Annotated in this window: 11 protein-coding genes; 10 read left to right on the top strand and 1 reads right to left on the bottom strand. The window is 38.9% G+C overall.

Going from position 1 to position 15082, the window contains the following annotated elements; translation table 11 throughout:
• Complete coding sequence (gene leuA / locus AB4J89_RS11230; RefSeq protein ID WP_088494913.1) at window positions 1-1560, bottom strand: 2-isopropylmalate synthase; 1560 nt, start codon at window positions 1558-1560, stop codon at window positions 1-3.
• A gap of 870 nt (window positions 1561-2430) precedes the next feature.
• On the opposite strand from leuA, the gene leuO reads away from it, so the two are divergent.
• The 10 genes from leuO (at window position 2431) to mraY (ending at window position 15081) form a co-directional block, all read left to right on the top strand.
• Window positions 2431-3375, top strand: a complete 945-nt coding sequence (gene leuO, locus AB4J89_RS11225; RefSeq protein ID WP_088494914.1) for a transcriptional regulator LeuO — start codon at window positions 2431-2433, stop codon at window positions 3373-3375.
• A 520-nt stretch (window positions 3376-3895) separates the two neighbouring features.
• Window positions 3896-5701: a long-chain fatty acid--CoA ligase gene (locus AB4J89_RS11220; protein WP_088494915.1), complete on the top strand. Its 1806-nt coding sequence runs from the start codon at window positions 3896-3898 to the stop codon at window positions 5699-5701.
• A gap of 223 nt (window positions 5702-5924) precedes the next feature.
• A complete protein-coding gene (cra, locus tag AB4J89_RS11215; RefSeq protein WP_075670767.1) occupies window positions 5925-6932 on the top strand; it encodes a catabolite repressor/activator in 1008 nt (335 codons plus the stop codon).
• A gap of 684 nt (window positions 6933-7616) precedes the next feature.
• The gene (mraZ, locus tag AB4J89_RS11210) at window positions 7617-8075 is read left to right on the top strand and encodes a division/cell wall cluster transcriptional repressor MraZ (RefSeq protein ID WP_088494916.1); all 459 of its coding nucleotides are present in this window, start codon (window positions 7617-7619) and stop codon (window positions 8073-8075) included.
• Window positions 8076-8078: 3 nt separating this feature from the next.
• The gene (gene rsmH, locus AB4J89_RS11205) at window positions 8079-9026 is read left to right on the top strand and encodes a 16S rRNA (cytosine(1402)-N(4))-methyltransferase RsmH (protein WP_088494917.1); all 948 of its coding nucleotides are present in this window, start codon (window positions 8079-8081) and stop codon (window positions 9024-9026) included.
• Window positions 9027-9344, top strand: a complete 318-nt coding sequence (gene ftsL / locus AB4J89_RS11200) for a cell division protein FtsL (protein ID WP_023581490.1) — start codon at window positions 9027-9029, stop codon at window positions 9342-9344.
• Between the two features lie 11 nt (window positions 9345-9355).
• Window positions 9356-11152: a peptidoglycan glycosyltransferase FtsI gene (gene ftsI / locus AB4J89_RS11195; RefSeq protein ID WP_368469239.1), complete on the top strand. Its 1797-nt coding sequence runs from the start codon at window positions 9356-9358 to the stop codon at window positions 11150-11152.
• Entirely contained in the window at window positions 11139-12626 is a 1488-nt protein-coding gene (gene murE, locus AB4J89_RS11190) for a UDP-N-acetylmuramoyl-L-alanyl-D-glutamate--2,6-diaminopimelate ligase (RefSeq protein ID WP_368469237.1), read from the top strand. Before ftsI ends, murE begins: the two co-directional genes overlap by 14 nt.
• On the top strand, window positions 12623-14005 hold the full coding sequence (gene murF, locus AB4J89_RS11185) for a UDP-N-acetylmuramoyl-tripeptide--D-alanyl-D-alanine ligase (protein WP_368469235.1): 1383 nt from the start codon (window positions 12623-12625) through the stop codon (window positions 14003-14005). Before murE ends, murF begins: the two co-directional genes overlap by 4 nt.
• A complete protein-coding gene (gene mraY, locus AB4J89_RS11180) occupies window positions 13999-15081 on the top strand; it encodes a phospho-N-acetylmuramoyl-pentapeptide-transferase (protein WP_023581493.1) in 1083 nt (360 codons plus the stop codon). The genes murF and mraY overlap by 7 nt, the downstream gene beginning before the upstream one ends.
• Window position 15082: the final 1 nt, after the last annotated feature.

Raw genomic sequence — 15082 nt, 5'->3', positions numbered from 1 at the left:
TTAAACCGCTTCTTGTGTTGTATGTTGTTTGCGTTTTTCTATTTCGACTTGCTCTGAGCGCCAAATGCTATTGATAACGTGGATCATTGCATTCGCTGATGAACCTACGATGTCAGTTTCTAAACCCATCCCATGAAATTTACGTCCTTGATATTCAACGACGATATCAACTTGCCCTAAAGCGTCTCTACCTTCACCTTTAGCAGTTAATTGATAAGTGACTAATTTCAATGGATAACCTGTTGCACGAGAGATAGCTTGATAAACCGCATCGACGGGACCATTACCCGTTGCTGCTTCAGTAATTTCTTTATCGCCATGAGTAATACTGACGCTTGCGGTAGCAACGGTTGACGAGCCAGATTGAGTATTAAAATAGTTCATTACAAACTCATCAGGCTCTTGTTGCTGTTGTCCTATAAATGCTAAAGCTTCCAAATCGTAATCAAAGACTTGGCCTTTTTTATCGGCTAAACGTAAGAAGGCAGAATATAAAGTATCCAAGTTATAATCTGTTTCGCGATAACCCATCTCTTCCATACGGTGTTTAACAGCGGCACGACCTGAACGAGAAGTTAAATTCAATTGCACTTCTTTTAATCCGATAGATTCCGGTGTCATGATTTCGTAGGTTTCGCGATTTTTCAAAACGCCATCTTGGTGAATACCCGATGAATGCGCGAATGCATTGGAGCCAACAACCGATTTATTAGCATGAATTGGTGTATTACATAATTGGCTGACTAATTGACTGGTACGATAAATTTCTTTGTGATTAATCCGTGTTTGAACATTCATCATTTGCTCACGAACTTTTATTGCCATAATGACTTCTTCTAATGCACAGTTGCCCGCACGTTCGCCTAAGCCATTAATTGTTCCTTCTACTTGTCTTGCACCTGCTTGTACTGCGGTAATTGAGTTAGCAACTGCCATGCCCAAATCGTCATGACAGTGAACAGAAATAATGGCTTTATCAATATTGGGAACACGCTCAAACAAGTTGGTGATAATGCCACCAAATTGGTAAGGCGTTGTATAACCTACGGTATCTGGAATATTAATGGTGGTTGCGCCAGCATTAATTGCGCTTTCAACAATTCGGCATAAATTATCGATATGGGTACGGCCTGCATCTTCGCAAGAAAATTCTACGTCATCGGTATAGCGACGAGCACGCTTTATCGAATTTACGCCCATTTCAATAATATCTTCGAATGATTTTTTCAATTTGTGTTCAGCATGCAGTGCTGAGGTTGCCAAGAATACGTGGATACGAAAAGCCTCTGCGACTTTTAAAGACTCCGCTGCAACATCAATATCGTTATCAACGCAGCGTGCCAATGCACAAATACGGCTATTTTTGATTTCGCGTGCAATGGTTTGCACGGATTCAAAATCACCAGGAGAAGAAACAGGAAAGCCCGCTTCAATGATATCCACACCTAAACGCTCTAAAGCGTAAGCAATTTGTAACTTCTCTTTTACGCTTAAGCTCGCCTGCAATGCTTGTTCGCCATCTCTCAATGTGGTATCAAAAATAATCACGTCGTTGCTCATAATCTGTTCCTTTCTCTTTTTATTTGCTGTTTGCGCTCTCCCAGGTATAAAAAAACCCGCGACTAGCGCGGGTTTTTCTCTCTAAGGGCAGGTGTGTTTCACTTTTTACCCATAAGCCGACCGCGCATAAAAGTTGCGAGTAGTAGTAGGCTTGATAGTAAAATTGCGTTTAACATGAAACATCCTTAGATAAGTTCTCAATAATCTGTATTTATTGATACCTAATACCAATAAAGATGTCAAGCGTTGGAATTTATTAATTCATTTATCAGTGTTATTTATAAAAATTTTATAGTGATTCTGACTAATATCTAAATTTTTACTAATGATTATAACTATTAAGCATTCATTGATTGGGTTAATGTTCCATACGTTGTTTAAAAAAGAGTGAAATGAAAAATTAAACAATTGTTTGCTTTTTTTTTAATCAGCCAGTTGATAAAGAAAAAAGAGGGTGTTAGGGAAGGAATGATTAATAAATGTGAGCAACGTTTTGAATGTAAGAATAAAAATCATTGTATTATAAATGATGATAGATACCGGATACCTATTTTAGGAATGAAAGTACATTATTTTATTATGATTTTTATCATACTTTGTTTTATTATTTGCAAGGCAGAAGGTAAAACAGGTTGTAATATATATTGATATAATCATTTTCTATACATGTAATTTTAATGTCAAATTTCATCACTTATATGAAATACGTTTTTTTATTGATATGAAACTTATGTGTTTAGTTATATTCATGGATGATGAATAATAAATTTTAATAAATAGTTTAAGTAATAGTTGAAGCCTATCTATTATTAATAATATCTCAGTTAATAATATTTATTTGGCTATTATGATAACATAGTGGAGTAAGAAATGACGGATTACACATCAGCAACAGTTACCAGCAGAGAATCAACAGATATTCATTTACGTAATGTTGATCTTAATTTATTAACGGTATTTGATGCTGTTATGCAAATGCAAAATGTCACCCGTGCTGCGCAAGTATTGGGCATGTCACAACCTGCAGTGAGTAATGCTGTATCTCGACTTAAGGTTATGTTTAATGACGAATTATTTGTTCGTTATGGACGAGGTATTCAACCTACATTAAGAGCTAAACAACTTTTTGGTCCAGTGAGACAAGCCTTACAATTGGTTCATAATGAACTTCCTGGCGCCGGATTTGAGCCAGAACAAAGTGAGCGTATATTTAATTTGTCTATTTGTAGCCCTCTAGATATAAAATTAGCACCTAAAATAGTTGAACAAATTAAAAATGAAACACCCAATATTAACGTTAATATTAAATCTTATTTAAATAGCAATATAGAGCACCAACTAAAATACCAAGAAACTGAATTCTTTATTAGTTATAAAGACTTCGAAAAAGCTGAATTTCATTCCCAACCACTATTTAATGATGAAGTTGTTTTGGTCGTTTCTAATAAACATCCTCGTATTAAAGAGAGTGTAACCCAAGAAATGTTATTAAATGAGCAACATTCTATTGTTTCTTTAGATGATATTGGTTCATTTAGTGCGCCGTATTATAAAAATACTCAATTAGAAGATTTAATCACTTATCAAGGAACCGATTTAAATAGTGTATTAAATATTGTTTCTAGAACTTATTTGGTTGCCATTGCACCAAAATGGTTAGTTGAGAGTTATTCTGAACAATTAGATATTAAAGCCGTGCCGTTGCCTTGGGAAAAAACAGAGCGTCCATGTTACTTGATTTGGCATGAGTCAACAGCGCGTGATAAAGGCCACTTATGGATGAAAAATTTATTAAGTGAAGTTTGTCAAAACTAGAGTGTTTTCGCTCATAATTAGTATTTACTACTAATTATGCAGAAATAGTGGCAGATAACGTTAGTTACTCAGCTAATGACCAAGATGGCGTTTATGCAGTTAGATAAACTAAATTGGATTGCTGTCACTATTTTTGCCCTTTCTTTGTAATAATGACTCTTATTCGTATTATAACTATGTTAAACCTATTTTTTTGCAATAATATCGCCCTCATTCTATTGTCATTGATTAAGTTATAACAATTACTTATTGTTATTTATCAGCTTTTCTTTTTAGCTTTCCATAAAAAATAAGACCATCATATTTAATTTTCTCACTGTGATGAGATAGCCTTTTCTGACAAAACTTTTCATAACTCACAATTTTACAAATTTATGTAAAATTGAATTCCTTTATTTTGGCGGATCACTTAGACTTTTATCCGAGTCAGCGAACAGGTGTAAGCTGAAATTGTAAGAGAGATATTTTCTCCATTTCAGTTTCATAACACGGTCGCTTTTCCATAAATAGCAGGAAAATTATGATAACTAATAATAATCTTCATGATTATCATATAATTAGAAGATTGCAGATGCAGTTTTTGCACAGCGGGAATAAAATTGCTTATCGTCAGTGGGATGCTAAGCGCAATATCGAAATGTCATGGGAGTTGGTTGAAAAGAAAACACACGCGCTCTCAAATGCATTGTTAGAAATGGGTGTGGATGTTCAAGAAAACATAGGGATCTTTTCTCAAAATACCATTGACTGGTCTTTGGCTGATATTGCTTCTTTGCAACTACGTGCCGTAACCGTTCCTCTTTATGCAACAAGTAGTGTTGAACAAGCCGCTTATATTTTAAATGATGCGAATATTCGCATTCTTTTTGTTGGCGACCAAAAGCAATACGATATTGTTTCTGAATTATTAGCGTTATGTCCTCAGCTTGAACATATTATTGTGTTTAACTCTGATGTTGTGTTAAACGAAAATACACCTTCATGCTATCTGGAAGATTTAATTAACCAGACACAATTCCTGCATGATGAAGTGTTAAAACAACGTATTAATGAATGCTGTTTAGATGATCTGTTTACTCTGATTTATACATCAGGAACTACAGGTGAACCTAAAGGCGTTATGCTTGATTATACAAGTCTGGCATCGCAGCTTTATCTACATGATGAGCGTCTCTCATTATCTGATAAAGATGTTTCGCTCTGCTTTTTACCTCTTTCTCACGTTTTTGAACGCGCGTGGAGCTTCTATGTGATGCACACCGGCGCGGTTAACGTGTATTTAACGGACACTCACGCTGTTAGAGAAGCAATGAGTGCAGTTAAACCGACAGTGATGTGTGCTGTTCCTCGCTTTTATGAAAAAGTGTATAGCGCTATTCAAGATAAAGTGTCTCAAGCTTCTGTGTTTCGTCAATTTATCTTTAAATGGGCGATAAAGCAGGGTGAAAAACAGCGTGAGGCACAACTGAATCAGCGTCAGCAAGGATTTATTTCTCGCTTATGTTATCGCTTTGCAGATAAAAAAGTATTAAATCCATTGCGTCAAATTTTAGGTGGACGTGTTCGCTTTTTACCAGCTGCGGGTGCTCGTTTAGATGATGCAGTGATCCGTTTCTTCTTGGCTGCCGGTATTAATATTAAATACGGCTATGGTATGACAGAAACCTGTGCCACAGTTTCATGCTGGGAAGAGAATAAATATAAGTTAGGTTCTATTGGTACACCATTGCCGGGCGTCGAAGTTCGTATTGGTGCAGAAAACGAAATCCAAGTACGTGGCAGCATTGTCATGAAAGGGTATTTCAATAAGCCTGAAGATACGGCTGCTGCCTTTACAGAAGATGGTTGGTTACGTACTGGAGACGCAGGTGCACTCGATAGTGATGGTATGTTATTTATCACGGAACGTTTGAAGGATTTAATGAAAACGTCAAATGGTAAATATATTGCACCACAAATGATCGAAGGAACATTAGGGCAAGACCGTTTTATTGAGCATATTGCGGTGATTGCTGATACGCGTAAATTTGTTTCCGCACTTATTGTGCCTTGTTTCGATGCATTAGAAGAACATGCGCGTGCATTAAATTTAAAATATCAAGATCGTATGGAATTATTACGCCATACCAAAATTAAAGAGCTATTTGATGAACGTTTACGTGAAATGCAAAAAAACTTTGCAAGTTTTCATCAAGTTAAGCGCTTTACTCTTCTTGCAGAAGGCTTTTCAATGGAATCGGGTGAATTAACACCAACATTGAAACTTCGCCGTAAAATTATTTCTGAACGTTATCGAAATGAAATCGAATTAATGTATCAAGATTAATTTTAATTGATGAAAAAGCACCTAAATGGTGCTTTTTTCTTTTGAAATTACTTATTGATAGATAACGATGATTGAAATAATTGATAAAAGACATAAACGGAAACGTTGACGCATACGGTTTTATCAGTAAATTGTGTTAAAATACAAACTCAGATCAGCATGATGACTGAAATTCATAGCAATATGTAATAAATAACACATTTAATAATTAAAAGAGGCTAATGTGAAACTGGATGAAATCGCCCGCTTGGCTGGTGTTTCACGAACAACAGCAAGTTATGTCATTAATGGTAAAGCGAAACAGTACCGTGTAAGTGACAAGACTGTTGAAAAAGTGATGGCGGTGGTCAGAGAGCATAATTACCACCCGAACGCTGTTGCCGCGGGATTACGTGCTGGTCGTACGCGTTCTATTGGTTTGGTTATTCCTGATTTGGAAAATACCAGTTATACCAGGATCGCAAATTACCTTGAACGACAAGCGCGTCAACGCGGTTATCAATTACTGATTGCTTGTTCAGAAGACCAACCAGACAACGAAATTCGTTGTGTTGAGCACTTACTGCAACGTCAAGTTGATGCCATTATTGTTTCAACAGCATTGCCACCAGAGCATCCTTTCTATCAGCGTTGGGCTAATCGCTCATTACCGATTATTGCATTAGACCGAGCATTAGAAAGTGAGCATTTTATCAGCGTTGTTGGTGATGACTTAGAAGATGCCAAAATGCTGGCAACAGAATTAAAAGCATTCCCTTCGCAATCTGTACTCTATTTAGGCGCACTTCCTGAACTCTCCGTGAGTTTTTTACGTGAACAAGGCTTCCGTAATGTATGGAAAGATGATCCTAGAGAAGTCACCTACCTATATGCAAATAGCTATGAACGAGAAGCTGCTGCGGCTGCTTTTTCCGAATGGTTAAATAATAATCCAATGCCTGATGCATTATTCACGACTTCTTTTGCTTTATTACAAGGGGTTATGGATGTGACATTACAACGCAGTGGTCGTTTACCAACGCAATTGGTTATTGCGACTTTTGGTGATCATGAATTATTGGATTTCCTTGAGTGTCCTGTTTTATCTGTCGCTCAACGCCATCGTGATATTGCAGAGCGTGTGTTAGAACTTGTTCTTGCAAGTCTTGAAGAAGAACAAAAACCACAAGCAGGTATTACACGTATTCGACGTGATTTATGCCGTCGAGGCAGTTTGGGACGTGCACGTTAATTGATATCGCTCTGTTGGTAATTATTTGCATTTATACTCATCCCTGTTTTATTAAATTAAAACGGGGATGTTTTATTTGATTTAAGAATGTCGAATAGCTTAGAGAATATTAAATTTGAGATTAATCTTAAGCCTTTTTTTACTATTTTTCTCCTTTTACTAAGTTAATAGATTAAATTTTGACATATCCATAAGTGATATTGCTTAGATTTAATAAGTAATTAATTTCATTTTGGGAAATTTAAGAAAAAAATAAATAACTATCTTCATGATATTGAATTATTTTTTTTCGTCTTACTATTTTTATTTATATAAAAGTAACCCCAAATTATTATGTTGGCTAAAGGTAAATGAACTGCAATAAATTAGTTTTTTATAATAAAAATCATGTTTTACTGATTATGATTTCTTTATCTGGTTTTCCTCCTTGTAATCGTTATAAATAATTACTTTTCGTGATTAAAAATAGAATTGGGAAAATAATCTCTATTAATCATAGTGTTAATATTTCCTTTTTTCTTTTTGTCGATAATTTAAACATTTCGGTGTGCCTATCAAATTACTGTAAATATAAATAAAGCTTCCTATATCTGGCTTGACAACGTTTTCATACCATCCGTAAACTCTATTTGTGGGGATTTGTGGGATAATGTGGTGTAAATTACAAAGCTGGGGGTAATGAGGATGTTTCGTGGAGCAACACTCGTTAATCTTGACAGCAAAGGGCGAATAACAGTTCCTTCCCGTTATCGAACAACGCTGAGTGAGATTTCTGAAGGTCAAATGGTTTGTACCATTGATCTCAATCAGCCGTGTTTATTGCTTTATACCCTTCCTGAATGGGAAAAGATTGAGTTAAAATTAGCGGCTTTGTCCTCCATGAACCCTGCGGAACGTCGAGTTCAACGTTTATTATTAGGTCACGCCAGCGAATGCCAAATGGATAGCGCAGGACGTCTTTTGTTAGCTAGCACGCTAAGACAGCATGCGGGGCTAACAAAAGAGGTCATGTTAGTCGGTCAATTCAATAAATTTGAGTTGTGGGATGAACAGGTCTGGTACAAACAGATCGAAACAGACATTGTAGCCGAGCAAACCTCACAGGAACCGTTATCGACACGACTATTGGATTTATCACTTTAAATAATGACAACGAATAATTTTAGCCATACCAGTGTATTACTGGATGAAGCAGTGAATGGCCTGAATATTAAACCTTCAGGTATCTATATCGACGGAACATTTGGTCGCGGAGGTCACTCTCGTCTAATTTTATCGCAATTGGGCGAACAAGGTCGCTTGATAGCGATAGACAGAGATCCGCAAGCCATCGCAGTTGCGAATGAAATTGATGATGCTCGATTTTCTATTGTTCATGGGCCTTTTTCAAATATTGAACAGTATGTTAATGAGCTCGATTTAGCTGGAAAAATTGACGGCGTATTACTGGATTTAGGTGTTTCTTCTCCTCAACTTGATGATCCTGAACGTGGTTTCTCGTTTATGCGTGATGGGCCTCTTGATATGCGTATGGACCCAACATCAGGGCAATCAGCTGCACAATGGCTGATGACAGCAGAAGAAGACGACATTACATGGGTATTGAAAACATTTGGTGAAGAACGCTTTGCTAAACGTATTGCTCGCGCCATTGTTGCTCGTAACAAAACAGAAGAGCCTTTGACTCGAACCAAGCAATTGGCTGATTTAATTAGCGATGCAAGCCCAGTTAAAGAGCGTCATAAGCACCCAGCAACACGTAGTTTTCAGGCAATTCGCATCTATATCAATAGCGAGTTAGATGAAATTGAAAAAGCACTAAAAGGTGCCGTTTCTGTTTTAGCACCAGAAGGGCGCTTATCGGTAATTAGTTTCCATTCGTTGGAAGACCGATTAGTGAAGCGTTTTATTCGAGATGAGAGCAAAGGGCCTGTTGTTCCTGCTGGTATTCCTCTCACAGAAGCGCAGATAAAAGAGTTAGGAAGTGCTCGCTTATCGAGTATTCACAAGATGAAACCGACAGGCGTGGAAGTTGATGAAAATCCACGGGCACGAAGCTCTGTATTGCGTGTAGCACAACGTATTGAGGAATAAATGTCTACTGAACGACACTCACTACCGGGAGTTATAGGGCAGGATTTACTGCGTCATGGCAAATTACCTGTGTGTTTACTGATTGCTGTGATTATTTCTGCGGTGTATGTCGTGACGACAGCACATAAGACACGTTTATTGACAGCAGAGAAAGAGCGTTTAGTGCTGGAAAAAAACGTATTGGAGATCGAATGGCGAAATCTCATTCTTGAAGAAAATGCATTGGCAGACCATAGCCGAGTAGAACGTTTTTCAAGTGATAGTTTGGGAATGATCCATGTTGACCCAACAAAAGAGAACATCGTGGTTACTAAATAATTAAGGCAAGTATGAAATTTTCACGTTCGGCAAAAGCGAAAGCAAAGACAAAGTCAAATGCCAAACTACGCAAGCCTGAAGAAAAAACAGGATTTGTGAGTTGGCGTTTTGCGTTGCTTTGCGGTGGTATTGGTATCGCTTTAGCCGCGCTATTAATCCGTGTTGCCTATTTACAGATTATTAATCCCGATCCCCTTATTCGTGAAGGGGATATGCGTTCTCTACGTGTGCAAAAAGTACCAACAGCAAGAGGCATGATCAGCGACAGAATGGGCAGACCTCTTGCCGTTAGCGTGCCAGTTTATGCTATTTGGGCTGATCCTAAAGTTGTATTAGATGCTAATCCTGATATGACTGACTCTCGTTGGTTAGCGCTTGCTGATGCACTGAAAATGCCAGTGAATCAAATTGAACAAAAAATTGTTGCAACGCCTTCCGCTCGTTTTATCTATTTGGCTCGCCAAGTGAATCCTGAAATTAGTGATTACATTAGTAAATTAAAAATCACTGGGATTAATATGCGTCAAGAATCAAAACGCTATTATCCGTCAGGTGAAGTAACTGCTCACATCATCGGTGTAACAAATATTGATGGTGATGGCATTGAAGGTGTTGAAAAAAGCTTTAACCAGTGGCTGACTGGTGCTCCCGGTGAGCGCGTTGTTCGTAAAGATGGTTTTAACCGTGTTATTGAAAACATCGCTCAAACAGATAGCCAAGCTGCTCATAACCTGATGTTAAGTATCGATGAACGTCTGCAATCTGTGGTTTATCGAGAATTAACCAATGCGGTTATTAAGAATAAAGCAGAGTCAGGAACCGCTGTTTTAGTTGATGTAAATACGGGTGAAGTGCTGGCGATGGCAAACAGCCCATCGTATAACCCAAATAATTTAACGGGTACACCTAAAGACGCGATGCGTAATCGTGCTATCACCGATATTTTTGAACCGGGTTCTACTGTGAAACCGATGGTTGTGATGAGTGCACTTCACAATCATATCATTAAAGAAAATAGCGTTATTAATACTGTTCCTTATCGTATTAGTGGGCATCAGATAAAAGATGTGGCGTTATATCATGAGCTTTCGATAACAGGAATATTACAGAAATCGAGTAACGTTGGTGTTTCAAGACTGGCGTTAGCGATGCCTGCATCTGAACTTGTGGATGTTTATTCACGATTTGGATTCGGGAAGCCAACTAACTTGGGGCTAGTTGGCGAAAGTAGTGGCATATTTCCAATAAAAAAACAACGGTGGTCCGATCTTGAAAGGGCCACCTTCTCATTCGGATATGGGCTAATGGTAACACCGTTACAGTTAGCGCGTGTCTACGCAACGATTGGTAGTTTTGGTATTTATCGCCCTCTCTCTATTACGAAAGTTGACCCCCCTGTACCGGGAACACGAGTCTTCCCAGAACCAGTGATGAGAACTGTCGTGCACATGATGGAAAGCGTTGCATTACCTGGTGGCGGTGGTGTGAGTGCGGCAATTAAAGGTTATCGTGTTGCGATTAAAACAGGGACAGCGAAAAAAGTAGGACCTGACGGAAAATATATCAATCAATATATCTCTTATGCGGCGGGTGTTGCACCGGCAAGTCGTCCTCGCTTTGCGTTGGTTGTGATAATCAATGAACCTAAAGCAGGTAAGTACTATGGGGGCGCAGTATCCGCACCGGTGTTTGGCACAATCATGGGCGCAGTTTTACGTACGATGAACGTAGAACCTGATGCATTGACGCCAGACGATAAAAATGAATTTGTAATTAAAAAAGAAGAGGATACAAGTGGCCGATCCTAACTTAAGTGACCTATTAGGGGCACTCGGGATACAAGCACCGTCATTGATGCTCAAAGACATGACACTCGACAGCCGAAAAGCGGCGAGCGGTGATCTTTTTATCGCCATTAAAGGTCATGAAACTGATGGTAGACGCTATATTCCTCAAGCAATTGCTCAAGGTGTTTCTGCGGTATTAGCGGAAGCGCAAGATGTTGCAACGCATGGTGAAATCCGTGAAAGTCACGGTATTCCAGTTGTTTATATTGATAATCTTAATGCAGAATTGTCAAAATTAGCTGGGCATTTTTATCATCAACCTGCGGAAAAACTGAAACTAATTGGTGTTACTGGGACTAACGGAAAAACGACAACAACACAATTGTTAGCACAGTGGGCACAAGGTTTAGGTGAAACCAGTGCTGTGATGGGAACAGTAGGTAACGGGCTTTTAGGTCATGTTGTTCCTGCGATGAACACCACAGGATCTGCGGTTGATATTCAATTAGAATTACAGCAATTATTAAATCAAGGTGCGACATTGGCGGCTATGGAAGTTTCTTCTCATGGTTTAGTTCAAGATCGTGTCAGTGCATTGCCTTTTGTGGCGAGTGTATTTACGAATTTAAGCCGTGATCACCTTGATTATCATGGTGATATGGCAAATTACGAAGAAGCAAAATGGTTACTGTTTTCCACGCATCAAAGTGGTGAGAAAATCATCAATGCGGATGATGCCGTTGGTCTAAAATGGCTATCTCGTTTACCTGACGCTGTTGCAGTAACAATGGAAAATAAATTGCCACAAAATTGGCAAGGTCGCTTTGTTAAAACAACTCGTATTAATTATCACGACGCAGGTGCAACGATTCACTTTAGTTCTAGCTGGGGTGATGGTGAAATTGAAAGCCCACTTATGGGGGCTTTTAATGTCAGTAACCTTTTGTGTGCTTTAGCGACATTATTGGCATTAGGATACCCATTAAATGCCGTTATTAATGCTTCATCGGCACTCACACCTGTTTGTGGTCGCATGGAAGTATTTAGCGCAGATAATCGTCCTACGGTTATCGTCGATTATGCTCATACCCCTGATGCTTTAGAGAAAGCGCTTCAAGCAGCTCGTTTACACTGCACAGGTAAACTGTGGTGTGTATTTGGTTGTGGCGGAGATAGAGATAAAGGTAAGCGCCCACTAATGGGAGCGGTCGCAGAAGAGCTGGCTGATAAAGTTGTTATCACTGATGACAACCCTCGTAGTGAAGAGCCTCAAGCGATTATCCAAGATATTCTTTCAGGTTTAATGGAGCCGGGTCGTGCGATTGCTATTGAAGGTCGAGCAGAAGCAGTCACTAACGTGATTATGCAAGCAGATGCCAATGATATGATTTTAGTCGCTGGTAAAGGGCATGAAGATTATCAGTTAGTTGGTTCACGTCGCCTTGATTATTCAGATAGATTAACCGTTGCTCGGTTATTGGGGGTGATAGCATGATCCCTCTATCTTTAGAAAATATTGCACAAGTTACTAAAGGCACATTGAGCCATATCGCTCAAGGCTCAGCGGATCAATTCATCATCAAATCGATTTCAACAGATAGCCGTAAAATTGATGAAGATTGTCTGTTTATTGCATTAGCGGGTGAGCGTTTTGATGCTCATGATTTTATTGCTGATGTAAAAGAAAAGGGCGCTGTTGCAGTTCTAGTTAATCGTGAGATTGATGTTGATTGTCCGCAAGTTATTGTGAAAGATACTCATCTCGCAATGGGTGAAATTGCGGCACATATTCGTTCATTAAGTCACGCCAAAATTGTGGCACTGACAGGCTCTTCCGGAAAAACTTCCGTCAAAGAGATGACCGCTTCTATTTTGCGTCACTGTGGCGAAACCTTATATACGCATGGCAATTTAAATAACGATATTGGCGTACCTTTAACGCTTTTTCGTTTAACCCCTGAACACCGTTTTGCAGTTATCGAATTAGGTGCAAACCATATCGGTGAAATCGCCTATACCGTAAATATGGTAAAACCAGAAGCTGCGTTGGTAAACAACCTCTTTTCTGCACACATTGAAGGTTTCGGCTCACTGGAAGGTATTGCTCAGGCAAAAGGTGAAATCTTTACGCATTTAAAAGAGCAAGGTACAGCCATTATTAATCTTGATAGTAATGACTTACCTATGTGGCAACATCATTTAAATGCACGCCAAACACAATGGTCGTTCTCTTTATCAGCACAACGCAACGCAGATTTTTATCCTACTGATATTGCCGTTAAGCAATTCATCACAAATTTCACCTTACACACACCTGAAGGTTGTGTTGAAGTCACTCTTCCATTACCGGGTCGCCATAATATTGCGAATGCTTTAGCGGCAAGTGCACTTGCGCTATCTGCTGGAGCGACGCTTGAAGATATTCGCCTTGGCTTATCGACATTAAAAGCGGTACCAGGAAGATTATATCCTGTTGAGTTAACTTCAGGAAAAATGGTGTTAGATGACACTTACAATGCGAATGATGGCTCGATGATTGCGGGCTTACAAGTGCTCTCTCAATTACCGGGATATAAAATTTTTGTCGCTGGGGATATGGCTGAATTAGGTAAAGATTCAGAAAAATGTCACCGCGATGTTGGTCGTTTTGCTCACAGTGCTGGTATTGATAGTGTCTTTACTGTTGGGCATCACAGCCATTTTATTAGTGATGAAAATCAAGGTGGTCAGCATTTTGCATTTAAAGCCGACTTACTTGCTCAATTAATTCCATTATTACAGCAGCATGATGTTGTTTCAGTTTTAGTAAAAGGTTCACGAAGCTCCGCGATGGAAGATATCGTGAACGCATTAAAGGAGTGCTTTGAATGTTAGTTTGGCTAGCCGAATATTTGGTTAAATACCATACATTTTTTAATGTATTTTCTTATCTGACATTCAGGGCGATTGTTGGTTTATTGACGGCATTAATTATTGCTTTGTGGATGGGGCCTCATCTCATCGCATGGTTACAAAAAATGCAGATTGGACAAGTGGTTCGTAGTGAAGGACCTGAGTCGCACTTTAGTAAACGTGGTACACCAACAATGGGCGGGATTATGATCCTGTTTTCTATCTCCATCTCTACACTGTTATGGGCAAGATTAGATAACCCTTACGTTTGGTGTGTATTGCTGGTTTTAATTGGTTACGGCGTGATTGGATTTGTTGATGATTATCGCAAAGTTGTTCGTAAAGATACCAAAGGCTTAATCGCACGTTGGAAATATTTCTGGCAATCCGTATTAGCACTGGTTGTGGCATTTAGCATGTATGCCATTGGTAAAGATACGCCAGCAACACAGTTAGTCGTTCCATTCTTTAAAGATGTCATGCCTCAATTAGGCATGCTTTATATTTTACTGGCTTATTTCGTCATTGTGGGAACAAGTAACGCCGTTAACTTAACGGATGGTTTGGATGGCTTAGCCATTATGCCAACTGTTTTTGTTGCTGCCGGTTTTGCATTAGTTGCATGGGCGACTGGTAACGTTAATTTTGCAAGCTACTTAAAAATTCCTTACTTGATGCATGCAGGTGAATTGGTGATTGTCTGTACCGCTATCGTTGGTGCGGGCTTAGGTTTCCTTTGGTTTAATACTTACCCAGCTCAAGTATTTATGGGTGATGTGGGTTCTCTTGCATTAGGTGGCGCATTAGGAACGATTGCGGTGTTATTACGCCAAGAATTCTTATTAGTCATTATGGGTGGTGTGTTTGTTGTTGAAACACTCTCCGTTATTTTACAAGTCGGCTCATTTAAGTTGCGTGGTCAACGTATCTTCCGTATGGCTCCAATTCATCACCATTATGAATTAAAAGGCTGGCCTGAACCTCGTGTTATTGTCCGCTTCTGGATCATCTCACTGATGTTAGTGCTCATTGGTCTGGCGACATTAAAGGTACGTTAAC

This window comes from Proteus sp. STS61-E, from assembly GCF_040932335.1.
Taxonomy (GTDB): Bacteria; Pseudomonadota; Gammaproteobacteria; order Enterobacterales; family Enterobacteriaceae; genus Proteus; species Proteus mirabilis_B.
Note: the sequence above shows the minus strand (reverse complement) of the source record. Positions and strands in the feature narration are given on the sequence as shown.